We start from the raw sequence: 24,629 nt of genomic DNA, 5'->3' as shown, positions 1-24,629 counted from the left end.
GCTCAGTACCGGTTCGCGATGGGCAGGTCTTCGGCGGGGAAGAGGGAGATGACCTCGCAGCCCTTCTCGGTCACGACGACCTCTTCCTCGATCCGCGCGGCGGAGTAGCCGTCGGTCGCCGGGCAATAGGTTTCCAGCGCAAAGACCATTCCGGTCTGGATCTCCATCGGGTGATCGAGGCTGACGGCACGCGAGATGATCGGGCGTTCGTGCAGCGCCAGACCCAGACCGTGGCCGAACTGCAGGCCGAAGGCGGCGTCCTCGTTCGGAAATCCGAATTCCTCTGCCTTGGGCCAGAGCTTTGCCACCTGATCTGTCGTCACCCCCGGCTTGATCGCGGCAATCGAGGCGTCGATCCACTCACGCGCCTTTACGTAGGCATCGTTCTGCGACGGCGTCGCGCGGCCGATGTTGAAGGTCCGGTAGTAGCAGGTCCGGTAGCCCTGGTAGGATTGCAGGATGTCGAAGAAGGCCTGATCCCCGGGGCGGAAGTAGCGGTCGGTGAAGTTGTGCGGGTGCGGGTTGCAGCGCTCGCCGGAAATGGCGTTGATCGCCTCCACGTCGTCCGAGCCCATCTCGTAGAGCATCTTGTTCGACAGCGCGACGATGTCGTTCTCGCGGATGCCGGGTTTCAGCTCTTCGTAGATCATGTGGTAAACGCCATCGACCATGCTGGCCGCCTGCGTCAGAAGCTGGATCTCGTCCCAGTTCTTGATCTCGCGCGCGGCGAGCATGATCTGCTGGCCGTCGACGACGTGCAGACCCTCCTCTTGCAGCGCGTGGAACATCGCCGTCTCGGCATAATCGACACCCACCGGCATGTCGCCCATTCCTGCGTCGCGGATCAGCCCGGCGATCTGCTTGGCGTATTTCTTCATCAGGCCGAATTCAGGCGGGATCGTCCCGCGCATCCCCACCACGCCGGCAAGGCAATGGCTGGGTTCCAGCCAGTCGGAGTAGCGCTTGTGATGCTCGGCGGCCGATCCGAAATCCCAGACGTAGGGGCTGTCGTCGCCGGTCAGCAGGCAGAAGCGGCACATCTTGTCCCGCTCCCATTCGCCGATCTTGGTGGCCGAAACGTAGCGGATGTTGTTCACGTCGAACAGCAAGAGCGTGCCTGCGGGCGAGTTCTGCAGCGCCTGCCGCGTCCGGGCCAGCCGGTAGCGGCGCAGGCGGTCATGGTCGATGCGGCGTTCGAAGTCGACTGAGGTATGGCCCCATGCGGGAAGGCGTTCGCGCCACTCCCAATTGGGTTCGAGGTCTTGCGGGGTCAGCAGGTTCGGCATCAGTGCGCGGGACATGGAAAGCTCCTCCGGGTCGCGCGGGCGGCCCGTTGCGTGGGTTGAAATTGTTCGGAAAGTCAGTGGGTTACTTCGTGACCCAGCCGCCGTCGATGGAGATCATCTGGCCGGTCATGTAGTCGCTGTCGTCGGACGCCAGGAAGGATGCGGTCCCGGTGATGTCCTTGGGGTAGGAGACGCGCTTGATGACGAGGTTGTTGGCGACGATGTCGTCGTAGGCCTGCCCCTCGCGTTCCTTGAAGCCGATCTCGACCAGGTCCTTGTCGAGCTGCTCCCACAGCGGGGTGACGACCACGCCGGGCGCATAGCCGTTGACGGTGATGTTGTGTTCGGCCAGTCCGAGCGCGCCGCATTCGGTCAGCGCCAGACAGCCGTATTTCGACGTACAATAGACGGTCACGTCTACCAGCGGCTTGCGGGAGGCGATGCTGCCCACGTTGATCAGCTTGTAGGGATGATCCTCCATCGGGCCCTGCGCGATCATCTGCTTCGCCGTCTCCTGCATGCCAAGCCACATGGCCTTGGTGTTGACGTTCATGATCATGTCCCAGTTGTCCTCATCGATATCCATGAAGAACCGGGGCTTGTTCAGGCCCGCGTTGAACAGGGCGACGTTGATCGATCCGAAGGCGTCCACCACGGCCGCGACGGCGGCCGCGTTATCCTCCCGTTTGGTCACGTCCATCTTCACCGCGATGGCGCGGCCGTTCCCGGCGGCGTTGATCCGGTCAGCGACCTTCTGCGCCTCGGCCTCGTCCAGGTCGCCGAGGCAGACGTTCGCCCCCTGCGCGGCAAAGCTTTCGGCGCTGGCCGCACCCATGCCGCGCGCGGCACCGGTGATCAGGATGTTCTTTCCCTTCAAGCGATTGGGGTCCATGGTGATTTCCTCCTCCTATCACGGTGTCCCGTTTTGTCCGATCAATGCGTCGGCGCGGTCCTGTGCGCGGCGCAAAGCCTCGCGCGGGGAGACAATCCCGCGGAGCATGTCGTGGAATTCCTCGCCGCAGATCTTGAAGATGTCGCCGATCTCCGGCACCGGCGGGCGCGGCCAGAATTGCAGTTCGTCGCGCCATGACATCCCGTCGACCGCCTCGAAGATGGTCGAGAGGCGGCGCACGTCCGGATCCGCCCCGACCGAGTAGCGCGGGTTGGTGCGGCTGCCGTTCTGCACGTACAGCTTCTGCGCCTCCGGCGAGGTGAAGACCCGCAGCGCTTCGACCGCCGCGGGCACCCGTTCTGGCGCGAGGTTGGCGGGGATGCCCATGACGTAGCCGCCGACCGGGGCGACGGGCCGCATGCCCGGTGCCGGCGGATGTGGCAGGTAGGTAGTCTGGCCGCAGGCGGGCGAGGTCTCGTCCAGTTCGAAGTAGGGGGCCAGCAGCGTATAGCCGTAGGCCATGGCCACCTTCCCGGCGGCATAGGGGCGGACCCGCTCGTACCAGGACATCGACAGGATGTCGGGGGGCGAATACTTCAGAAGCTCCAGCAGGAACTCGGCCGCGGCCAGACCGGCATCGGTGTTGATCGTCGCGCGGTAATGACCCCGGGCGAGGTGTTCCGTCCCGAAACCGCCCGCTTGTTCCGGAAGGTCGAGGATCGGCTGGCCGAAGTCGGCAAAGGTCATCAGCACCGTGTGACCCAGCGCAGTCCCGCGCGCGGCGTTCCAGGCGATGCCGTACTTGCCGCGCTGCGGGTCATGCAGCGCACGCGCCGCATCCAGCAGCGTTTCGGTGGTGGAGGGCGGCTCAAGCCCGGCCTTGGCGAACAAGTCATGGCGGTAGAACAGGAGTTCCGGCGTGGTCTGCGCCGGTACGCCGTAGGCCCGTCCGCCCCAATGCGCGCCTTGCCAGCCCGCGGTGTGAAAGTCCGCCGGGTCGAGCCGGGAAAGGTCCATGGCATCGTCCAGCGGCATGAGGACGTTCTTGCTGGCGAACTCGCCGATCCACGGAAGGTCCACCGCGATTATGTCGTAGCGGCTGGCGTCGCGGGCGGCGTTGCGCAGGGCCTCTTCGCGCAGGCGGTCGATGGAAAAGGCGCGCTGGCTGATCTCCGTGCCGATCACCTGTTCGAACTGGCGCTTGAGCGTGTCCATGACCATGAAGGTCGGATCGCCATGCACCAGCACCCGCAGCCCGCCCGAGACCTTAAGCGGTTCGTGCAGCACCCGCAGCGGCGGGATGGACTGCGCGGCGATGTAGCTGCCGCCGAAGTAATAGTCGCGGGTGTCCTGCCCACGGCCCGGCCCGCCGAAGGTGGTTTCGCCCAAGCGGCGCAGGCGGCCCGACAGCTGCATCCACGTCTCGATCATCGCCTCGCTGGGGTGCATCGAGAAGCTCTTGCCGGTAGCGGTGCGCGGGCGCTGTTCGATCAGGCCGGCATCGACCATCTCCTTCAGTCGTCGGTTCGCCGTGGCATAGGGCACGCGGCTGGCGCCGATCAGCGAAGTGGGCGTGACCGTCTTGCCGTCCAGGTGCCCCTGCAGCAGGTGCATCATCATGCGCAGGTGCGCGTTTGGGGCCACGAGGTCGAGCGCGCCCTCAAGCTCGTCGCTGAAGGCTTCGAGGAAGGACAGGATCTCCACGGCCTCCGGCTTCGCCAGCGGTGCGGCGGGGCTTTGTCGGTCATGTCCTCCCATGTCGTTCATGGCCTGCGTCTTCTTCTTGATGTTCGGGTGGCTGTGCGGCCCATTCGCCGCATCCATCTTGGATGAATCGCGTTGTGTCACCGCGGGTCTCCTTGCAGGATGTCCAATGTGATCCCCGGTGCGTATCGAGAATCTGTCCATTCTGGATAAATCATATCTCATTTCGGATATTTTTGATGGATGCCTCTGCGTCAAAACCGGGCACGCTGAGTCACGTTCATTCGGCCAGGCCGGATGGTTCAGGGGGCCCGGGAGGAGCCCCGGGGATGGTCGCAAGAGGTGCGGCACCCGCTCAGTCAATTCCATGGGAGGAATAACATGAAGATCAGGACGATTCTTGCGGTCACCACCGCAGCGGTCACGTTCGGCGGGGCCGCCTTTGCCGAAAGCCACGGCGGCGCGATGAAGATCGGCATCACGCAGAACAACGTGGGCGTCGACAGCTACCAGACCACCTACGAGAAGGCCTTCATCGAGGCGGCAGAGGCCAACGACATGGTCGAGACCATCGTGCTCGACGCGGGCGGCGACGTGGCCCGCCAGATCGCGCAGATGGAAGACCTCATCCAGCAGGATGTGGACGCCATCATCATCTGGCCGACCAACGGCGAAGCGGTGATCCCCGCTGTTCGCAAGGCGCACCAGGCCGGCATACCGGTCATCGTGACCAATTCGAACATCGCCGAGCAGGGCTTCGATTTCGTGAAGTCCTTCTCTGGTCCGGACAACATCACGCAGGGCGCCCGCTCGGCCGAGATCATGTGCGACAAGTTCAAGGAAATGGGCATCGAGGACGAGGCGCAGGTCGTCCACATCACCGGCCAGCCGGGCTACACCACCGCCATCGAGCGCGCCAAGGGCTTTGAGGACCGCCTGCCGGAGGTCTGCCCGAACGTGACCGTCGTCGACACCCAGCCGGGCGACTGGAACCGCGAGAAGTCGCAGCAGGTCATGGAAGCCTTCCTCGTGAAGTACGATGACATCGACGGCGTCTATGCCGGCGACGACAACATGGGTGTGGGCGCGCTGAACGCCGCCAAGGCCGCGGGCCGCGACGGCATCATCTTTGTCGGCGCGACCAACTTCGCCGTGGGCTACGAGGCCATGGCAGCGGGCGACTACTGGGGTTCGATCTACCAGTCGCCGGTCGACGACGCGAAGGCCGCGCTGCAGACCGCGGTCGACGTGCTGAGCGGTGAAGAGGTGCCGTTCCTGAACTACTTCGACACGCCGAAGATCACCCAGGACAACATGGAAGAGTTCTCCAAGCCGGTGTTCTGATCGATCCTCCCGCGGTGCGGGGCGCGCGCAAATACCTGCGTGCCCCGCATTGTCGGTTGGACCAAACCCAAGACATGTGAGGAAACACGCCATGGGACGTGTGACGGGGCGCGCCTGCATCGTGACGGGCGCGGCGCGCGGCATCGGCCGCGCAATCGGCGAGGCGCTGCTGGAAGAGGGCGCGAAGGTCTGTTTTGCCGACATCGACGGTGACGGTGTCGCCGCGGTCGCCGAACAGAACAGCGCACGCTTCGACGCGCAGAACGTGACCTCGGCCCGGGTGGACGTGACGGACCGCACCGCCGTTCGCGCGATGATCGACCACACCGTCGAGACCTTCGGACGGCTCGACGTGAAGTTCAACAACGCGGGCGTCAACAAGCCGATGAACTTCATGGACGTGGACGAAGCCAACTGGAATTTCATCATGGGCGTGAACGGTCTGGGCTGCATGATCGGCATGCAGGAGGCGGCCCGTCAGATGATGGCGCAGGGCCGGGGACCCGATGGCATGGCGGGCAAGATCGTCAACACCGCCTCTGTCGCGAGCCGTCAAGGCTTCGACAATGTGGCACCCTACTGCGCGTCGAAGTTCGCTGTGGTGTCGCTGACGCAATCCGGCGCTCGCGACCTTGCCAGGCACGGGATTACCGTGACCGGCTTCGCGCCCGGTGTCGTGAAGACCGAGATGTGGGAACAGGTCGACCGCGACCTTATGGAGATCGGCGCCTCTGCCCGGCCCGGTCAGGCGATGGAGGAGTTCTCCTCCTCGATACTCAAGGGCCGTGTTGCCACGCCGCCCGACATCACGGGAACGACCACCTTCCTCGCGTCGCGAGAGAGCGACTACATGACCGGGCAGATCGTGATGATCGACGGGGGGATGACGCTGGTCTGACATCGCCCACCGACCACACGTTCGATACCATACGCAGGCCTGCGATTTCAGGGAGGGGATCATGGCAGTTTTCGACAAAAGGGAGATCGGCAGCGTTCTGGCGAAACAGGGTATCCTGATCGCCTTCGCGCTGTTCATGATCGCCTTCACCATCGCCAATCCGAAGTTCATTTCCGTCGACAACGTCTTCAGCGTCGTGCGGTCGTCCGCGATCCTGGGCGTGATGGCGCTTGGCGTGACGTTTGTCGTCATCAGCGGCAACCTCGACCTGTCGGTCGGATCGATGATGTCCTTCTCGACCATCGTGGTGCTCGACCTGCACGACAAGGTCGGCCCCGCGCTGGCCATTCCGCTGATGTTCGCCATGACCCTATGCCTCGGCGCCTTCATCGGGTTCCTGGTCGGCTATCTCAGGCTCAACTCGCTGATCGTGACGCTGGGGATGCTGTCTGCGATCCACGGTCTGACGCTGACCTATTCCGGCGGCCAGAACATGGACATCGCGGACAAGGAGGGCACATGGTTCTCCGTCTTCGGGCAGGGCACGGCGCTTGGCATTCCCGTCCCGATCCTGATCTTCTTGGCACTGGCCGCGTTCCTCGGGCTGGCGCTGGCGAGGACGCCCTTCGGGCGCAAGGTCTACGCGGTGGGCGGCAACGGCACGGCGGCGACCTTCTCGGGCATCCGCAGGGCGCGCACCGTCTTCACCTGCTACCTGATCTCGGCGGGCTGTGTTGCGACCGCCGGCCTGATCCAGGCCAGCCGCTCGCTCGGGTCGCAGAACACCGTGGGGCAGGGGCTGGAACTCGAGGTGCTGGCCGCGGTGATCCTTGGCGGGGCGTCGTTGCTGGGCGGGTCGGGAACGATCTTCAAGACCGTGATCGGGGTGCTGATCCTCGGCTTCATCCAGAACGGGCTGCTGCTCGTGGGCTTGCAGTTCTACGTCCAGTTCGTCGTCACCTGGATCATCATTATTCTCGCGGTCTGGCTGGATATTGCGGCCAAGCGCGGCAAGCTCTGGTCCATGATCGCGTAAGGGAGGCACGGCAATGCAAAAGGTCAATTTCTCCGCAGCGCTCAAGGGCGGCGCGATCTGGGGCTTCATCCTGCTGGAACTGCTGTTCTTCAGCATCGCGGGCGAATACCTCTCGGTCTCCGACAAGGCGTTCATGGACCTCGAGAACATGCTGCTGCTGTTCAAGCAGTCGGCGCCCATCGGCATCATCGCCATGGGCATGACCATCGTCATGGTGAACGGCAACATCGACCTGTCGGTCGGCGCCACTTTCGCCATCGCGGCGATCATCCTGCTCGACTCCATGACCTGGCCGATCTTCGCGGGCCTCGGCGACTGGGTGATCCCGGTGGCGTGGCTGCTGGCCCTGACGGTCGGTACGCTGCTGGGCGCGCTGAACGGTCTGATCGTATGGAAGACCGGCGTCGACGCCTTCATCGTCACGCTTGGGTCCATGCTGGGCTACCGCGGCATCGTCTTCATGTTCAACGGCGAGAACCCGACAAGCCACCTCAACTGGACGCTGGTGGACTTCGCCGAGGCAGAGTTCCTCGGGCTGGCGACCGCCACATGGTTCCTGCTGGGCGTCACGCTCGTGATGTGGTTCCTCATGGCCCGCACGGTGCATGGCCGCAACGCCTATGCCATCGGCGACAACCGCGAGGCGGCGGTGAATGCGGGCATCCGCGTCGGCCCGCACATGATGATCAACTTCGCCATCATCGGCTTCCTCGCCGCACTGTCGGCGGTGGTCTTCTACTCGGAAAGCGGGTCGGTGAACCCCAACGACGGGCAGCTCTACGAGCTCTGGGTCATCACAGCGGTCGTGCTGGGCGGCACCAAGATCACCGGCGGGGCAGGCAACGTCATCGGCACCTTCGGCGGGGTCATCGCGATCCAGCTTCTGCGCAAGGGGCTGGGCCACATCGGGGCAGATACTTCAACGGTAAACCTTGTGATCGGTCTGATCCTGATCGCGGTTCTGTTCCTCGACCGGCAGTTGAACATCAAGGGCAAAGAGGAGCTGAGGGTATGACACAACCGGTTCTGCGTCTCGAAGACATCGTCAAGACCTTCCCCGGCGTCCGGGCGCTGGACGGGGTGTCGCTCTCCGTCATGCCCGGCGAAGTTCACGCCCTCATGGGCGAGAACGGGGCCGGCAAGTCGACCCTGATGAAAGTGCTCGGCGGCATCCACCAGCCCACCGAAGGCGCGATCTACATGGGCGACCAAAAGGTCGTCATGGCCGGCCCGCTTGAGGCGAAGGCCAAGGGCATCGTCTTCATCCACCAGGAGCTCAGCCTCGCCGAGGAACTGAGCGTGGCCGAGAACATCTACCTCGGAGAACTGCCGCGAAAGAGCTTCGGCCGGGTCGACTGGGCGACGCTCACGAAGAAGACCGACGCGATCCTCGGCAAGCTGAACGTGGGCTTCGACGCGCGCACCCGGGTTGGCGACCTGTCGATCGCCAACCAGCAGATGGTGGAGATCGCCCGCGCCCTGACCGTGGACGCCAAGGCGGTGATCTTCGACGAGCCCACCGCCTCTCTGACCGATGCGGAGAAGGTCGTCCTGTTCGACGTGATCGCCGACCTGAAGCGTGACGGGGTGGGGGTCATCTACATCTCCCACCGCATGGAAGAGATCTTCCGCATCACCGACCGCATCTCTATCCTGCGCGACGGCCAGTACCAGGGCACGGTGAACACCGCCGAGACCACGGAGGAGGCGGTGACGCAGATGATGATCGGCCGCAAGCTCGACCTCAGCCGCAACGCCGCGCACCACGAACTGGGAGAGGTTGCGCTGGAGGTGCGGGGCCTGTCCTGCGGCAAGCTCTACAAGGACGTCTCCTTCGAGATCCGGCGCGGCGAGGTCGTGGGCTTCTACGGCCTGGTCGGCGCCGGGCGGACCGAGATCGCGGAAACTCTCTTCGGCCTGCGAACCCCCTCTGCCGGGCAGATCCGGCTGGCGGGCAAGGAGGTCAGCATACACAGCCCGACGGACGCCATCTCAAAGGGCATCTCCCTAGTCCCCGAGGACCGCAAGGGGCAGGGGCTGGTGCTTGGCATGAACTGCCGGGACAACATGACCCTGCCGCAGGTCGACGACCTGAAGACCGGGCCGTTCATGGCCGAAGGGGCCGAGGTGGCGATCTTCGACCAGTACCGCGACCGGCTCGACATCCGCACGCCCGGCTGGAAACAGAAGGTCGGCAACCTGTCGGGCGGCAACCAGCAGAAGATCGTCATCGGCAAGTGGCTCTCCATGCACCCCGAAGTGCTGATCGTGGACGAACCCACGCGCGGCATCGACGTCGGCTCCAAGTCGGAGATCCACAAGCTGCTGCGCGAACTGGCAGCGCAGGGCTATGCTGTCATGGTCATCAGCTCGGAAATGCCGGAGGTCTTGCACGTCTCCGACCGGATCGTCGCCATGTACTCGGGCCGCATCATGCGGACCTTCACCTCCGAGGAAGTGACCGAGGACAGCCTGATCCAGGCGATTTCGGGCATTGGCCAGGAGGTGGCGTGAACCGCACGCTCCGGCCTCGGCAGGTCCGCAACCCGGGCTGTGCCCTCGCCGGACATCAAGGAAAGGACCAGACATGAAACTTCTGCGCTACGGCCCGCCCGGGGCCGAGAAACCCGGGCTTCTGGACAGCGAGGGCCATGTGCGCGACCTCTCCGGCGTGGTGGCGGACATCTCCGGCGACGTGCTGCGCCCCGAAGGCCTTGCCGCGCTGCGCAATCTCGATCCGTCCAGCCTGCCGCGGGTCGAGGGCACGCCGCAGGACGACCTGCGCCTCGGTCCTTGTGTCGGGGGCATCGGCAAGTTCATCTGCATCGGCCTCAACTACGCCGATCACGCCGCCGAATCCGGCATGCCCATCCCGGAAGAGCCGATCATCTTCAACAAGTGGACCTCTGCCATCTGCGGGCCGAACGACCCGATCCAGGTTCCGCGCGGCTCGGAAAAGACCGACTGGGAGGTCGAGCTTGGCGTGGTGATCGGCGCGCCCGGCGTCTACATCGAGGAGGCCGACGCGATGGACCATGTCGCCGGGTTCTGCGTCATCAACGACGTGTCAGAGCGTGACTTCCAGCTGCATCGCGCGGGGTCTTGGGACAAGGGCAAGGGCTGCGACACGTTCGGACCGACCGGCCCGTGGCTCGTTACGCCCGACGAGGTGAGCGATGTCGACGCGCTCGACATGTGGCTCGACGTCGACGGCGAACGGATGCAGTCGGGCAGCACCGCCACGCTGATCTTCAAGGTTCCCCATCTGGTCGCCTATTGCAGTCGGTTCATGAGCCTGCAGCCCGGCGACGTGATCTCCACCGGCACGCCCCCGGGCGTCGGCATGGGAAAGACCCCGCCGCGTTACTTGAAGGGCGGAGAGACCGTTTCGCTTGGCATCGCGGGGCTGGGGGAGCAGAGAAGCAGGGTCCTGGCCGCAAGCTGATCCGACGCACTTTGGGGCGGCTGTCTGTCGGCCGCCCCGGCGCAAGGTGTCTAGGCCTTCGCCCGTGCGGCCACATCCTGAAGCGCCTCGAAGATGGCATATCTGCCTTCGTGGCGCCGGACTGCTTCCGCATCGGGATGGTTGATGACACCGGCGCGCGACATGGCGCGCATCGCGTCGCCCGCATCTTTACGCAACCCGGACGCCAGTGCCCCCAGCATCGCGGCCCCCAGCAGCACGGGTTCGTCTGTCTCGGGCGCCAGCACCGGTTTGCCCGTCGTATCGGCGAGGATCTGTCTGACCAGCGGATGCCGTCCCGCGCCGCCGCTCACCGCGATGCGGTCCACCCCGGCACCGGCGGCGGCCTGCGCAGCGATGATCTGGCGCAACCCGTAGCCCAGTCCGCACAGCGTGGCGAGGTAGAGCGCCAGCAGGCTCTCCGGCCCGCGATCCATGCCAAGCCCCATGACGGTGGCGCGCCGGTGCGGGTCGGCATGAGGCGCGCGGTTGCCCAGAACCTCGGGGACAACATGGACCCCGGCGGCCAGTTGGGTCACGTCCCGGCCCCCCACACGATCCGCCAGCCACGCGGGCAGGGACTGTCCTGCCGCCTTGGCCTGCCGGTGGGCCACCTGCGCGAAAGGGTGATGGTCGATCAGCTGGTCCACCGCAGCACCCGCCGCCGATTGGCCGCCTTCGTTCAGCCACATGCCCGGGACCATCGCCGAATGGTAGGGCCCCCAGACCCCCGGCACGAAGGCAGGCTCGGCTGTGGTCGTCATCGTGCAGGAAGATGTGCCGAAGACGTAGGCAAGGTCGCGCGTCGGATCGCCCGCCGTTCCGACCGTTCCCAGACCCCCGGCATGCGCGTCGATCAGCCCGGCGCCGACCGGTGTGCCCTCCGGCAGGCCCATGTCTTCGGCGGCCTCGGCGGTCAAACCATGGCCAAGCGCTGTCCCGGCGGGCACCACCCGGCTGCCGATCCGGAAGAAGTCGTCGCGGCTCAGATCGCCCAGCCCGACCTTCTCGAAATAACTCGCGTCCCAGCGGTTCTCGTGGGCGAGGTAGGTCCACTTGCAGGTGACGGTGCAGACAGACCGGGCCAGATCGCCCGACGCCTTCCACGTCAGGAAGTCGGTGAGATCCATGAACTGCCAAGCAACGTCGTAGATGTCGGGCGCGTTCTCCTTCAACCAGAGGAGCTTGGGCGTCTCCATCTCGGGCGAGATCACGCCGCCCACGTAGTCCAGCACCGGATGGCCAAGCGCGTTGATCCGCTCCGCCTGTCCGGTGGCGCGGTGATCCATCCAGACGATGATGTTGCGATCTTCGCTGACCGGCAGCGGCAAGCCGCCTTGGCCGAGGATCACCAGCGAACAGGTGGCATCGAAGCCGATGCCGGCCACGCTGGCCGGGTCCACACCGGAGGCGTCGACCGCCCCGCGCACGGCCTGGCAGACGGCGGACCAGATGTCGACGGAGGACTGCTCGACCCGGTTGCCGTCGCCTTTCCAGATCGCGATCTCCTGCACGGCGGATCCCTTCAGGACGCCCGTCTCGTCAAAGACCCCGGCCCGCGCCGACCCTGTGCCCACGTCGATACCGATCAGGTGTTTCATCTCAGTCAACCTCTCTTTCGGGCGGGAAAGCCATGTGCCGTGTCATCGTCATGTCCGAGCCGCCTGAGCCGTGTGGCCAACCGCAGGCCAGTTCCTTCCCGCACCACGCATTAATTCCGCCCGAGCCTTGACCTGTCCTTGCCGCTGCGCAGGCGGCGCGATTTCGTGTCTGGGACATCCGGTTCCTCCTCCAAGTCAGGCCCGGCGCGCTACGCCCGAGATACCCCGCTGCAGGACATGAGCCCGGTTTCGCTTGAGGGCTTGATCATCTCCGGCGCGCCCCATCGGGCCGCTCAATCGATTGAGCAATCGATGCAGCATGTCTGCCGCCATGTAAACTCGTCAACGTCAGATCGCATCGTCAGGGCGTCACAGGCCCGCATCCCCCACGCGCCGCGCGCCGCCGGATGGTGCCGCGGGCAGGCCCGGCAGGCAGACTTTGCGGCCCGAAGGCGTGGTCTCCACCGTGACGCCGATGCCGTAGACCGCGCTCAGGGTCTGAGTGGTCAGCACCTCGTCGCAGGGGCCCTCCGCCACCCTTTGCCCGGCCTTCATCAACAGGACGCGCGCGCCAAGCTGGAAGGCGTGGTCGGGGTTGTGGGTGGACAGAACGACACCATGAGCGCCATGTGCCGCGGCGCGGGCCAGGGCGGAAATCCGCGCCAGCACCTGCGCCTCGTTGCCGAAGTCGAGGCTGGCGGTCGGTTCGTCCATGACCATCAGCGGTGCCTCCTGCGCAAGCGCGCGGGCGATCAGCACCAGTTGCCGTTGGCCGCCGGACAGGCGGGAGTAGTCGGAGGCGGCGAGGTCTCCGATCCCCAGTTGCACCATGGCGGCAAAGGCCGCCTCCCGGTCAGTGCGGGAGGGCTGGCCGAAGGCGCCGAGGCGCGCGGTCCGACCCATCAGCACGACGTCCAGCGCCTCGAACGGGAAGGGCGGGGCGTGTGCCTGCGGCACGTAGGAGATCTGCCGCGCAACCTCGGCCCGGCGCTGCGCGGTGATGGGCTTGCCGGAAAGCAGGACCTCGCCCGAGAGCGGCGGCAGCAATCCCAGAAGCGTGCGGAACAGCGTCGTCTTCCCGCAGCCGTTCGGACCGAGCAGGCACAGCACGTCGCCCGGTGCCACCTCTAGGCCAAGGCCGGAACCGATCACCTGCTGTCCGTAGCCGATGGACAGATCGCGTGCGACCAGCATCAGGACCAGCCCCGCCGCCCGCGGGCGAGGAGCCAGACGAAGAAAGGCGCGCCGATGACGGCGGTGAGGATGCCAAGCGGGATCTCTGCGGCGGCAAGGGAGCGGGCGGCGGTGTCCACCACCAGCAGGTAGAGTGCGCCGATCAGCACCGATGTGGGCAGCAGCCTGCCAAACCCCGGCCCGGCAATCATCCTCGCGATATGCGGGATCACCAACCCGACCCAACCGACCACGCCCGCCAGCGCGGTCACGCTCGCGGTGACAAGCGTGGCTGCGGCGATGACGAGGAACCGGGTTCGGCCGGCGTCGATGCCGAGCGACCGGGCCTCCTCGTCGCCGAGGGAGAGCACGTTGATCCGCCAGCGCAACAGCCACAGTGGCACCAGACCGAGCAGGACGAGGGGCAGCGCGGGCATGATATCGTCGGAGGTGGTGGCCGCGAGCGATCCCAGCAGCCAGAAGGTGATCGCCGGAAGCTGGTCGTAGGGGTCCGCCATGACCTTCAGAAGCGACGTCACCGCCCCTGCCAGCGCGCCGATCACCACGCCGATCAGCACGAGCGACAGGGTCCGGTCCGTGCCGCGCACCGCCGAGGCCACCAGCATGACCACCCCCACTGCGACCATGCCGCCGACGAAGGCCGAGCCCTGGATCGCAACGACCGGCAGCGACAGGAAGATGCCCGCGACGGCGCCCAGCCCGGCCCCGGCGGATACTCCGAGGATGTCCGGCGATACAAGCGGGTTGCGGAACAGCGCCTGGTAACTGGCCCCCGCCGCCGCCAGCGCCGCACCCACCATAAGTGCTGCGGCGACGCGCGGCAGGCGGATCCTCCAGACCACGATGGTGGATTGCGTGTCCCCCCGGCCCGCGAGCGTGGCCAGCACCTCGCCCGGGGAAAGGGCGTAGGGGCCGATCATGATCGCGGCAAAGGCCGTCATGCAGACCAGCGCGATCAACACGCCGGTCAGCGTCGCCCCCGTCAGGATGCGTGCCGCGCGGTCCCTTGGCGGGTTGCCTACCTCGGGGGTCGCCCGTCCGTCCATTCCAGAAGCCTGTCCAGTTCGTCCTCGTCGAGGTCCACGTGATAGTAGCGCCGGTAGAACGCGCGCGTGTCGTCGCGCAGGTCCGACGTCCATTGATCCGGATACAGCAGCCCCGCCATCCAGATCAGCCCGATCATCCGGTTGACGGAGGGCGGGCCGTCGATCCAGCCAAAGGGCTCGACCGGCGAAAGGTACACACGCCCGCTCTGCACCGCGTCGATCCCGGCCCACAGCGGATCGTCGAAGACGCCTGGATAGAAAGTGTCGTCCCAGGTGACAATGGTGTCCGGATTGGCGACGATGACCTGCTCCATCGAGGCGTTCACCAGCCCGCGCGTCGCACCGCCGTCGTCGGCCACGTTGCGGCCCCCGGCGCGCTCGATGATCTCGGTGTTGATGGAGCCTTTCATCCCGGTCTCCAGCCCGTCAGGCCCCCGCGCCAGGTAGACGCGCGGCCGGTCCTCTTCGGGGATGCCGGACAGGATCGCGTCGATCCGGGCAAAGGTGTCCTCGACATCTGCGGCCAGCGTCTCTCCGCGGTCGGGCACGCTGAGGATGTCTCCGACGAGGCGCAGCGCGTCTGGCGTTGCCTCGAACCGGCCATCGACGAGGATGTAGGGAATGCCCGTCTGGTCCTGCACCCGGTCCGCGAGATCGATGTAGGTGTCGAGGACAGAACCGAAGTCGATGATCAGGTCGGGCCGCAGGGACAGCACCCGCTCGAGGTTCGCTTCACCGCCGCGTCCGGTGAGCCGCCCGGTTTCCGGCAGGTCACGGTAGGGCGCGGCGATGTAGGTCCGTTCCTCGGGACGCAGGGCGCGCGGCCAGCCGGGCAGGGTGTCGGGCTTCACGATATAGGTAAGCACCGCTGCGGTCGGACCGGCGGCAAAGACCGTCTGCACCTCGTCGGGGATCTCGACGACGCGCCCTGCGCTGTCGGTCACGCTCCGCGCGGCAACGGGACCCGCAAGCAGCAGGACAAAGAGACAGAACGCGCGCATCTGGGGGCAAGACCTTCTTCGCTGCGTGGCCGGCGACCGTCGCCGTGCCTTTGCGGCAAACTGCAATGACGGGCGCGGTAATGGAAGGGTTGTCGGGCAAAAGTTGACGTAAGGTTGATTTCGGCGCGCGGACCCGCCCTTTTTCACCCGGCGTTTGCAAATCGCGGCGAATGGTATACCAGAATCCCGTGCCACGCGGGTGGCGGGTTGGCAGGGAAGAGAACGATATGATCGAAAGCTGGCGGTGGTATGGGGATCTCGACACGATCTCGCTGAACCAGATCCTCCAGACAGGCGCATCCGGCATCGTGACCGCGCTGCACGAGATCCCCTATGGCGAAGTGTGGTCGCGGGAGGCGGTCGCCGAACGCACGTCCCGCATCCGCGCGGCGGGCATGGAATGGGTCGTCTGCGAAAGCCTGCCGCTGCACGAAGACATCAAGCTGGGCACCGGCGATCTCGGGACGCTGTTCGCGAATTACCGTCAGTCGATGGCCTACCTCGCCGCCGAGGGCGTCACCGCGATCTGCTACAACTTCATGCCCCTCATCGACTGGACCCGGACGGACCTTGCCGCGCCGGTGGCCTCGGGCGGGACCTGCCTGCGCTTCGACGCGGTGAAGATGGCGGCGTTCGAGCTGCACATGCTGGGTCGCGCCGCGGCAGAGGACGACTATTCCGCCGAGGTCGTGACGAAGGCGGCGGCTTGGCATGCGGAATCTTCCGAAGATGACCATGCCGCGCTGCTGAACGCGATCATGTGCGGCCTGCCGGGCGCCTACGACCGCTACGACATAGAACAGCTCCGCGCGGCGCTGGCGCGCTACGACGGGATGACCCGCGACGACATCCGCGCGAACTTCAAACGGTTCCTCGAAGAGGTGGTGCCCACCGCCGAAGAGCTTGGCGTGCGGCTCTGCGTGCACCCGGACGATCCGCCGCGCAACATCCTGGGCCTGCCGAGGGTCGTCTCGGGCGCCGAGGACGTGGCTTGGGTCATGGGTGCGGTCGACAGCGTCGCCAACGGCCTGACGCTTTGCTCCGGTTCGCTGGGGGCGGGCCCTGCCAACGATCCCGTCGCCATCGCCCGGACCCACGCCGACCGCATCCACTTCGCCCACCTGCGCAACGTCCGCAAGGAACCCGACGGGTCGTTCGAGGAGGCGGCGCATCTGGAGGGCGACACCGACATGGTGGCCCTTGCGCGCGTCCTTCTGGACGAGGAGGCGCGGAGGCGGGCAGAGGGCCGTGCGGATGCCAATATCCCTTGGCGGCCCGATCATGGTCACGACCTGCTCGACGACCTCACCCGCGACAATTTCCCCGGCTATCCGCTGATCGGGCGGATGCGTGGCATGGCCGAGATGCGCGGCGTCATCACCGCGCTGAAGGCGGCCTGATCCCTGCCTCGGCGCGCCCCGGTTGCGGGACGCGCCGAGGGGTCATGCGACTGAGGCGAACCCGGCGTCGAGCGCCGAAAGAATCGTGTCCACATGCGCGGCCGTCAGGATCAGCGGCGGCGAGAGGATGATATTCGGCCCGGAAACCCGCACCATCGCGCCTGCCTCATAGGTGGCGCGGTGGATCCGGCCGATGGTCTTCTTGTCGATCGCGGTCTTGGAGCCCCGGTCAGACACCAGCTCGAGCGCGCACATCAGGCCATGCCCGCCGCGCACGTCGCCCATCAGCTCGAACTTCTCCTTCAGCGCGTTCAGCCCCTCGAAAAGCTGCGCCCCCCGCGCTGCCGCGTTGTCCTTGATCGACAGCCGCTCCGTTTCCTTCAGGCAGGCGATGGCCGCCGCCGCGCCGACCGGGTGGCCCGAATAGGTGTAGCCAGACCCGATGGAGCCCTTGCCGGAGGTGTCGGATTCGAACACCTCCACGATCTTGTCCGACAGCATGACGGCGCCGAAGGGGAAGTACCCGTTGGTGATCGCCTTCGCGGTGCAGGCCATGTCGGGCTGGACGCCCCAATGGCGCGAGCCCGTCCAGTCGCCGGTGCGTCCGAAGGCGGTGATGACCTCGTCGGCGATCAGAAGGATGCCGTTGCGGTCGCAGATCTCGCGCACGCCGGGCATGAAACTTGCGTGCGGCGGGATGACCCCGCCTGCGCCCAGCACCGGTTCCATGATGAAGGCGGCGATGGTGCCTGCGCCCTGGAAGGCGATCTCGTCCTCCAGCGCGGCAAGACACATCTGCGCCAGCCGCTCCGGGTCGGTCTCGTTGAACGGGTTGCGGTAGGTGTAGGGCGCGGGGATGTGGAAACAGCCCGCCATCAGCGGTTCGTACTGCGTGCGGAAGTTCGCGTTGCCGTTGACCGAGGCGCCCAGCGTATGCGTGCCGTGGTAGCCCTTCTTGAGGCTCAGGAACTTGGTCCGCCCGGCCTCTCCGCGCAGCTTGTGGTACTGCCGGGCGAGGCGCAGCGACACCTCGACCGAATCCGACCCGCCGGAGGTGAAGAAGGCGCGGCTCAGCCCGTCGGGCGCAAAGAACTCCTTCAGCATCCACGACAGCTCGATCACCGCGTCGTTCGATGTGCCCCGGAAGATCGAGTAGTACGGCAGCCGGTCGAGTTGCTCGGTAATGGCGTCCTTCACCGGCTGGCAGGAATAGCCGAGGTTCACGTTCCAAAGGCCCCCCACCGCATCGACAGAGCGGAAGCCGTCGACATCGGTGATCTCCACCCCTTCGCCGCCGACGATGATGTCCGGCGGGTTGGCAAGGCTGTCGGCGGGATGTGCCATCGGGTGCCACAGGTGGCGCGCGTTGTTTTCCTTGAGGAAGTTGCTGTCTTTCATCGGGGGCCTCTTATCGTTCCGCCGGAGTGGGCCGGCGTGTGTCATGTGTCTCGGGCCATGCCCCGCCCAGCGAGCGCGAGGCATCGCGGGCGGCATGGCGCAGTTTGTCTGCGATCTCGACCAGTCGGTCCGGGTGGGCGCGGACAGCCGGAACGGCGACCGACAGCGCGCCGATCACCCGTCCGTCCTCGCCATAGATCGGCACCCCCTGAGAGGCGACCTCCGCGTCGAAAGTGCCGTCCGATTGGGCGAGCCCGCTTTGCCGGACGTCTTCGATCATGGCCTTCAGGCGGGCCGGATCGGTGACCGTCTTGCCGGTGTGATGCGTCAGCGGCCGCGACAGGACGCGCGCGCGCAGATCTTCCGGACCGAAGGCCAGCACCGCCAGCCCGGAGGAGGTGGCGTGCAGCGGCAGCACCTCGGCCTCGTCGAAATGAACCTGGATGCCGTGCAGGTGGGGATCGGCATGAACCACCGTCGACAGCGCGTCGCCCTGCAGGATCGAGGCATGGGCCAGCTCTCCGGTCGCTTCGGCCAGCGCCGACACGATGGGCCGGAGCAGCTTGCGCACCGGGAAGGCGGCCTCGCGCACCCCGGCCAGCCGCAAGAGCGCAGGACCGAGCCGGTAGGCGCGCGTGACGGGATGCTGTTCGAGGAACCCGTTCCCTGTCAGCTCGGTCAGGTGACGGTGCACCGTCGCCTTGTCGCGCCCGGCGAGGCGGGCGAACTCGCCCAGCCCGATCTCCGCCCGCGCGGCGGTAAAATGGTTCAGCAGGTCCAGCGCCTTGGTTATCGTGCCCATCAGCGCCCCCACTCGAAGAAGCGGGCGATCTCCTCGCCGATGAAGCTCCGGTCGGCCGGTTCGTGAAGGCTCTGCCGGGCGCGCGCGGTGACCTCCGGGCCGACCACGTCCGCGTATTCCTCCACCAGATCGCAGATGAACCCGTGCGACATCTCCGGATGGTGCTGCACGGTGAACAGGTGATCGCACATCATCAGCCCGGCCACCGGCAGACCGTCGCCCTCGTACACGATGTCAGTGCCTTTGGGCGCCTCGGCCACCTGCTCGATATGCGAGCCGTAGAACCGCATCTGCTCCGGACCGATGGCCCATGGCATCGGCGTGACACGGTGCAGCGGCAGAAGGCCATGCCCCCAGCCACCCGGATTGCGGACGATCCGGGCGCCGAGCGCGCGCGCGATCAGCTGATGGCCGAAACAGGCGCCGTACACCTTTTGCCGCCGGTCGATGGCCGCCAGCACCAACTTTTTCAGGCGCAGCATCCACGGGGCATCCTCCGTCACGCTGGCCGGGCTTCCGGTGATGACCAGCCCGTCGAACGCCGACACGTCCTCGGGGAAGTCGTCCTTGCAGACCCAAGAAGGCGAGAACCGCCAGTCCGGTCGGGCGGTGCCCAGCAGGGTCGCGAACTTCTCGCCGTCGTCGGGGCGGGCCGCCGCGAAGTCGCTGAAATCGGTGTTGGTTATGAGGATGGCGATGTGCATCACACGAACCACACGTAGAAATCGAGAAGGGCGTTCGGTTCAAGGTCGCGGGTCTTTCGGAACTCGCGCTCCTTCATGAAGACCTGATGCGCGCAAAGCTCCGGTCCCACGGCCTCTGCCAGCGCGGTGTCGGCGGACAGATCACGCACCGCCTGCCGCAGGTTCTGCGCCGTGCTCTCCTTGGCATCGATGCGGTCGAAGCCGTCGCCCGTCTCCATCGGTGGCAGATCGTACTTGCCCTCTACCCCCAGACGCGCGGCCTGAAGCACGGCGGCGGCGGCGGTGTAGGGATTGGCGGAAGCATCGGCCATCCGGTGTTCCAGCCGTGCCTTGGCGCCGCCCTCGGTCGAGATGCGCGTGGTCACGCCGCGATGGTCACCGCCCCAGTTCCTCCAGTAGCCCGACATCGCGCCGGGTTGCAGGCGCAGGTAGCTGCCGGTCGTCGGTGCCACCAGCGCGGCCAGCCCCTTGTGGTGGCGCACCAGCCCGGCAAGGCAACCGCGCGACAGGTCGTTCAGGTGATCGGGGCCACCTTTCGGCCCGGTCGACAGTGCGTTCCGGCCGCCCTCGTCGGCGAAGGAGAAGTTGATGTGCATGCCGGAGCCGCCCAGTTCCGGGATGGGCTTCGGCAGAAAGGTCAGCACGACGCCGTGGTTCAGCGCGATCTCCCGGGCCATCTGGCGGAACAGCACGATATCGTCCACCGCCTTCAGCGCGTCGTCAAAGGTCAGCGTGTATTCATACTGCGGGCTGTCATATTCGGCGGTGATCATGTCCAGCCGGAACCCGAGCGCCTCGGCCTTGGCCCAGATCATATCGTTGATGTGCATTGGATCGGCGAAGGGGCCGGTGCCGTAGACCACGCCGCCCGGCGCATCGTAGGGCCGCAGGCGCCCGGTCTCATCGCCCTGGAGGGCGAAGGCCTCCAGCTCGATCCCGAGCTTTGGTTTGAGGCCCAGCTTCTCCCAGTCCGCGATGGCGCGTTTCAGCGCGCCGCGGGGGCAGAGCGGCAGGGGGCCGTCCTCGTCGTAGAGGTCGCCCAGAACCACGCGGGTCGACGGTTCCCACCCCTCGCGGATGTCGGAGGCCTGCCAGCGCAGTTCCATGTCGGGCATCCCCTCGCGCACCTTGGCGTGCGGCGCGTCCAGCAGCAGGTCGCGGTCGTAATGCACGCCAAAGGTCGCGCGGGCGAAACGGCTGCTTTCGTCGCCGATCTTCGATCCCGGCAGATACTTCCCCCGGCAGATCGAGAGGTGGTCACAGAACATGGCGCGCAGGCGGTCTTGCATATGGTCCTCAAGTAGCGAAGCGGTAGGACAAGGAAGCTGTCCTCAAGTAGCGAAGCGGTAGGACAAGGAACCTGTCCTCAGGTAGCGAAGCGGGTAGGACAAGGAACCTGTCCTCAGGTGGCGAAGTGGGTAGGACACGAACCTGTCCTCAGGAGGCGAAGTGGCAGGCACCGGGCCGGTGCCCTAGGCCGGGGTTACTGTCACGGGCAGACGTTTGATACCGTTGACGAAGTTGGATCGGACGAACGCTTCCGGCCCGGCGGGGGCGATGGCCCTGATCCGGGCGCAGAGTTCCTGGAACAGCACGCGCACCTCGAGCCGGGCGAGGTGCATCCCGAGGCAGACATGCGGGCCGCCCTGGCCCCATGCGAGCTGCCTGTTGGGCTTGCGCGTCAGGTCGAGCCTGTAGGGATCGTCGAACACCGTATCGTCGCGGTTGGCGGAGGCGAACCAGTAGAGCACCTTGTCGCCCGCGCGGATGGTCTGACCGTGCACTTCCACGTCCTTCGTCGCCGTGCGGCGGAAGTAGGTGGCGGGGGAGGCCCATCGGACGATCTCGTCGGTGCCGGTGGCCCAGACCTCGCCGGACTGGAACTGTTCCAGCAGCCCGGGCTGACGCGCCAGCGCCTGTATGCCCGCGGCGATGGAGTAGCGGGTGGTGTCGTTGCCCGCCGCCACCAGCAGGCAAAAGAAGTTGCGGAACTCGGTCTCCGAGATGGTCTCGCCGTTCTCGTCGGGCTGGAGGACCATGTGCAGCACGCCATCCGTTTCCCCGGCGGCGTTCTTCCGGTCCATCAGGTCGCGGGCATATTCGTACAGTTCCGCCCCGGCGGGGGAGTTGAACGGCATCATCCGGTAGGCGTCGGTGTCCATCCGGTCGACCACGTGCTCGGTGAAGTCGGGGTCCGAATTGGCCATCAGCGCATCGCCCTTCTCGACCAGCCAGGGCAGGTCCTCCTCGGGCGTGCCGAGGATCTGGCCCAGCATCCGCATCGGCAATTCGCGGGCGATCTCGCGCGTGGCGTCGAATGTGCCCATCTCCAGCGCGCGGTCGAGGATCGGCCCGCAAAGGTCGCGGATCTGCCCTTCGAAGCCTGCCACCACGGGGGCGGAGAATGCCTTGGCCACCTTCATGCGGACCTTGCGGTGCTCGCGCCCGTCCGTCTCCTGGAAGGTGCGGCGGGCCATGTATTCCTCGTGGGTCTGATCCTCCATCCGGATGCCGCGGGCGGAGGTGAAGGTCTCCGTGTCGCGGATCATCTGCACCACGTCTTCGTGCCGCGTGATCGACCAGTACCCCTTGCCATGCGCGAAGTCCGACCAGGCACACGGCGCCTCGGACCGCATGCGGGCGAAGGTGTTGTACGGCGCACCGTCCGCAAAGGAATCGTGGGAGCCGAGATCGGCGTGCCCGTCGTCTTCAGGAGCCCAGATGGTCATAGGTGCGCTTTCTGCGTTGGATTTTCAGGCGGTCGTCGAAGTGGCGGCTCTTGCGCCCCGAGATGCGTTTCGCGAAGCGAGCCGACGACTTGCGGGCAAGGCTGCGGCGGTCCACCGGCCGCCAGTCGCGCCACGTCTTCCAGATCGTGCTGACGACGATCAGCACGATCACCGCGAACAGCACGAAGGCAATGGGCCGGTCGATGAAGTCCCATGGCGTGTTCACCCGGTTCATCGCGGCGCGCAGCTTCACCTCCATGATGTTGCCCAGCACCATGCCCAGCACGATGGGCACAATGGGCAGGTTCAGCCGCTTCAGCACGTAGCCGAACAGGCCGAAGACGGCGGCGATGGCGCAGTCGACCGCGGAGTTGCGGATCGAGTACACGCCGACGAAGGACAGAAGCAGGATGCACATGCCGAGGAAGCGGTTGGGGATCTGTGTCAGCTTCACCAGAGCCCCGGTCGAGACCAGCAGGAAGGCCACCACCAGCACGTTCAGGATCAGCAGCGCGATGTAGAGCGCCACGACGAAATCCATCTGGTAGAGGAACAGGCCCGGCCCCGGCACCACGTTGTGCACGTAGAAGACTGACAGCATCATGGCGGTCAGCGCCTCTCCGGGGATGCCAAGCGCCAGGAGCGGGATCATCGCGGCGGCGGGCACGGCGTTGTTCGCGGTCTCCGACGCGATCAGCCCTTCGGACGATCCATGGCCGAAGGCCTCGGGCGACTTCGACAGCTTGCGGGCCGAGGTGTAGGACATGAACTGCGCAGTGAATTCGCCCACGCCGGGGATCATGCCCATCAGCACCCCGAAGGAGGCGGAAATTCCCGCGACGCGCGGATGCCGCATCAGCTCCCGGAAGCCCTGGAACAGCGAGCCTCGCGACCGGGGCATGCGGATCTTCTCGTCGTCCATGGTCAGCAGGAGGAAGGCCTGGCTCAGCGCGAACAGGCCCAGCACCACCACGATCAGGTCGACGCCGGAGGCCAGCCATGTCTGCTCGAAGGTGAAGCGGCGGGTGTACTTGACCGGCTCCAGCCCCACCGTCGACAGCAGGATGCCGAAACCCGACAGCGCGGCGGCGATCAGCATCTGGCCCTTGTGCGCGGTCACCACGAGGATGATCCCCAGAAGCGCAGCGAGGAAGATCTCGCGCGAGCCGAACATCGGCGCGACCTTTGCCAGCACGGGCGACAGCAGGATCAGGCAGAGGACAGAGAAGATGCCGCCGAAGAAACTTGCGGAATAGGCCAGCGACAGGGCGCGGCGGCCCTCTCCGCGCAGGGTCATGGGGAAGCCGTCGTAGGTGGTCAGCGCATTGACCGCCGTGCCAGGGGTGTTGATCAGGATCGCCGGGATCGCGCCGCCGTACATCGACGACCCGTAGATGCCCAGCAGCATGGTCAGGCCGACGATCGGATCCATGCTGAACGTCGCGGGCAGAAGGATGGCGATGGCGACGGCGGGGCCCACGCCGGGGATCGCCCCGATGGCCACACCGCCGATGGAGCCGACCACCAGGGCCAGCATCACGTCCCAGCGGGCCAGAACGTCGAGGGCTGCGAAAAACACGTCCATCAGAGGTACTGCAGGGCAAAGCTGCGGAGCGCGTCCGGCAGCAGTTCATATAGCGCGGCACCGGGGATCTTCACGCCGAGGAACCCCTTGAACAGCAGGACGGTCCCCACGGCAAAGACCACGGCAAGCCACAGGTACAAGGGGGTGCGATATCCCAGCCGCCACGTCAGCGCGGCGGCGAAGGCGATGCTCATCGGCAGGAAGCCGATCCAAGGCACGGCGAAGACATAGACCATGAACCAGACGGCGTATTCCATCGGCTCGAGCCATCGCTTGGCCTCGGCCCAGTCGGCGCCGACGGGGCGGCGGCGCTTCATCAGCCACAGGTGCAGACCGAAAGTCACGACCATGGTCACGATGGCGACCCCGGGCCAGAAGCGCGGCTGCGCGGCAAAGCTCTTGGCGTCCTCGATCCATGTGGTCTGCGTCGGGATCTGCACCAGCAGCACGAGCGACACCAGCAGCGCCGCGCCGATAAAGACGATCTGGCCAGAGACGCGGGTGCGCGCCTGAAGTTCGGATTCCGTGCTCACGATGGGTGGCCCT

21 protein-coding genes are annotated in these 24,629 nt (G+C 66.2%); 7 read left to right on the top strand and 14 right to left on the bottom strand.

Going from position 1 to position 24,629, the window contains the following annotated elements; translation table 11 throughout:
• Positions 1-2 precede the first annotated feature (2 nt).
• From CDO87_RS03250 to CDO87_RS03240, 3 genes are all read right to left on the bottom strand, one after another.
• Positions 3-1,301: a Xaa-Pro peptidase family protein gene (locus CDO87_RS03250; protein WP_100927433.1), complete on the bottom strand. Its 1,299-nt coding sequence runs from the start codon at positions 1,299-1,301 to the stop codon at positions 3-5.
• A 67-nt stretch (positions 1,302-1,368) separates the two neighbouring features.
• Entirely contained in the window at positions 1,369-2,178 is an 810-nt protein-coding gene (locus tag CDO87_RS03245) for an SDR family NAD(P)-dependent oxidoreductase (RefSeq protein WP_100927432.1), read from the bottom strand.
• Positions 2,179-2,196: 18 nt separating this feature from the next.
• A complete protein-coding gene (locus tag CDO87_RS03240; RefSeq protein WP_100927431.1) occupies positions 2,197-4,002 on the bottom strand; it encodes an ABC transporter substrate-binding protein in 1,806 nt (601 codons plus the stop codon).
• Between the two features lie 261 nt (positions 4,003-4,263).
• Between CDO87_RS03240 and CDO87_RS03235 the strand changes: the two genes are divergently transcribed.
• The 6 genes from CDO87_RS03235 to CDO87_RS03210 all read left to right on the top strand — a co-directional run bounded on the left by CDO87_RS03235 (position 4,264) and on the right by CDO87_RS03210 (position 10,605).
• Positions 4,264-5,226 carry a sugar ABC transporter substrate-binding protein gene (locus CDO87_RS03235; RefSeq protein WP_100927430.1) on the top strand — a complete coding sequence of 321 codons (963 nt, stop codon included), beginning with the start codon at positions 4,264-4,266 and terminating at the stop codon, positions 5,224-5,226.
• Between the two features lie 91 nt (positions 5,227-5,317).
• Positions 5,318-6,124, top strand: a complete 807-nt coding sequence (locus CDO87_RS03230; RefSeq protein ID WP_100927429.1) for an SDR family oxidoreductase — start codon at positions 5,318-5,320, stop codon at positions 6,122-6,124.
• A gap of 61 nt (positions 6,125-6,185) precedes the next feature.
• The gene (locus CDO87_RS03225) at positions 6,186-7,160 is read left to right on the top strand and encodes an ABC transporter permease (protein WP_100927428.1); all 975 of its coding nucleotides are present in this window, start codon (positions 6,186-6,188) and stop codon (positions 7,158-7,160) included.
• 13 nt (positions 7,161-7,173) lie between these two features.
• Positions 7,174-8,175: an ABC transporter permease gene (locus tag CDO87_RS03220; protein WP_100927427.1), complete on the top strand. Its 1,002-nt coding sequence runs from the start codon at positions 7,174-7,176 to the stop codon at positions 8,173-8,175.
• On the top strand, positions 8,172-9,674 hold the full coding sequence (locus CDO87_RS03215; RefSeq protein ID WP_100927426.1) for a sugar ABC transporter ATP-binding protein: 1,503 nt from the start codon (positions 8,172-8,174) through the stop codon (positions 9,672-9,674). Before CDO87_RS03220 ends, CDO87_RS03215 begins: the two co-directional genes overlap by 4 nt.
• Positions 9,675-9,747: 73 nt before the next feature.
• Positions 9,748-10,605 carry a fumarylacetoacetate hydrolase family protein gene (locus CDO87_RS03210; RefSeq protein ID WP_100927425.1) on the top strand — a complete coding sequence of 286 codons (858 nt, stop codon included), beginning with the start codon at positions 9,748-9,750 and terminating at the stop codon, positions 10,603-10,605.
• A gap of 50 nt (positions 10,606-10,655) precedes the next feature.
• On the opposite strand, the gene CDO87_RS03205 is transcribed toward CDO87_RS03210, so the two are convergent.
• The 4 genes from CDO87_RS03205 to CDO87_RS03190 all read right to left on the bottom strand — a co-directional run bounded on the left by CDO87_RS03205 (position 10,656) and on the right by CDO87_RS03190 (position 15,465).
• Positions 10,656-12,224: an FGGY-family carbohydrate kinase gene (locus tag CDO87_RS03205; protein WP_100927424.1), complete on the bottom strand. Its 1,569-nt coding sequence runs from the start codon at positions 12,222-12,224 to the stop codon at positions 10,656-10,658.
• Between the two features lie 369 nt (positions 12,225-12,593).
• The gene (locus CDO87_RS03200; protein WP_100927423.1) at positions 12,594-13,418 is read right to left on the bottom strand and encodes an ABC transporter ATP-binding protein; all 825 of its coding nucleotides are present in this window, start codon (positions 13,416-13,418) and stop codon (positions 12,594-12,596) included.
• Entirely contained in the window at positions 13,418-14,464 is a 1,047-nt protein-coding gene (locus CDO87_RS03195; RefSeq protein ID WP_100927422.1) for an iron ABC transporter permease, read from the bottom strand. Before CDO87_RS03195 ends, CDO87_RS03200 begins: the two co-directional genes overlap by 1 nt.
• On the bottom strand, positions 14,437-15,465 hold the full coding sequence (locus CDO87_RS03190; RefSeq protein ID WP_100927421.1) for an iron ABC transporter substrate-binding protein: 1,029 nt from the start codon (positions 15,463-15,465) through the stop codon (positions 14,437-14,439). The genes CDO87_RS03195 and CDO87_RS03190 overlap by 28 nt, the downstream gene beginning before the upstream one ends.
• Positions 15,466-15,692: 227 nt before the next feature.
• Here CDO87_RS03190 and uxuA point away from each other — a divergent pair, with 227 nt between their 5' ends.
• Entirely contained in the window at positions 15,693-16,865 is a 1,173-nt protein-coding gene (gene uxuA, locus CDO87_RS03185; protein ID WP_100927420.1) for a mannonate dehydratase, read from the top strand.
• Between the two features lie 42 nt (positions 16,866-16,907).
• On the opposite strand, the gene CDO87_RS03180 is transcribed toward uxuA, so the two are convergent.
• The 7 genes from CDO87_RS03180 to CDO87_RS03150 all read right to left on the bottom strand — a co-directional run bounded on the left by CDO87_RS03180 (position 16,908) and on the right by CDO87_RS03150 (position 24,616).
• Complete coding sequence (locus CDO87_RS03180) at positions 16,908-18,263, bottom strand: aspartate aminotransferase family protein (RefSeq protein WP_100927419.1); 1,356 nt, start codon at positions 18,261-18,263, stop codon at positions 16,908-16,910.
• A 10-nt stretch (positions 18,264-18,273) separates the two neighbouring features.
• A complete protein-coding gene (locus CDO87_RS03175) occupies positions 18,274-19,065 on the bottom strand; it encodes an IclR family transcriptional regulator (protein WP_254698311.1) in 792 nt (263 codons plus the stop codon).
• The gene (locus CDO87_RS03170; RefSeq protein WP_100927417.1) at positions 19,065-19,769 is read right to left on the bottom strand and encodes a type 1 glutamine amidotransferase; all 705 of its coding nucleotides are present in this window, start codon (positions 19,767-19,769) and stop codon (positions 19,065-19,067) included. Before CDO87_RS03170 ends, CDO87_RS03175 begins: the two co-directional genes overlap by 1 nt.
• Positions 19,769-21,058: a glutamine synthetase family protein gene (locus tag CDO87_RS03165; protein ID WP_100927416.1), complete on the bottom strand. Its 1,290-nt coding sequence runs from the start codon at positions 21,056-21,058 to the stop codon at positions 19,769-19,771. The genes CDO87_RS03170 and CDO87_RS03165 overlap by 1 nt, the downstream gene beginning before the upstream one ends.
• Positions 21,059-21,241: 183 nt before the next feature.
• Positions 21,242-22,498 carry a cytochrome P450 gene (locus CDO87_RS03160; RefSeq protein WP_100927415.1) on the bottom strand — a complete coding sequence of 419 codons (1,257 nt, stop codon included), beginning with the start codon at positions 22,496-22,498 and terminating at the stop codon, positions 21,242-21,244.
• Positions 22,479-24,083, bottom strand: coding sequence for a tripartite tricarboxylate transporter permease (locus CDO87_RS03155; RefSeq protein WP_100927414.1), 1,605 nt, complete (start codon positions 24,081-24,083; stop codon positions 22,479-22,481). Before CDO87_RS03155 ends, CDO87_RS03160 begins: the two co-directional genes overlap by 20 nt.
• Positions 24,083-24,616: a tripartite tricarboxylate transporter TctB family protein gene (locus CDO87_RS03150; protein ID WP_100927413.1), complete on the bottom strand. Its 534-nt coding sequence runs from the start codon at positions 24,614-24,616 to the stop codon at positions 24,083-24,085. The genes CDO87_RS03155 and CDO87_RS03150 overlap by 1 nt, the downstream gene beginning before the upstream one ends.
• Between the last annotated feature and the right edge of the window lie 13 nt (positions 24,617-24,629).

Source organism: Sagittula sp. P11 (assembly GCF_002814095.1).
Taxonomy (GTDB): Bacteria; Pseudomonadota; Alphaproteobacteria; order Rhodobacterales; family Rhodobacteraceae; genus Sagittula.
The sequence above is the reverse complement of the archived record's forward strand: the minus strand, read 5'-3'. Positions and strand labels throughout refer to the sequence as shown.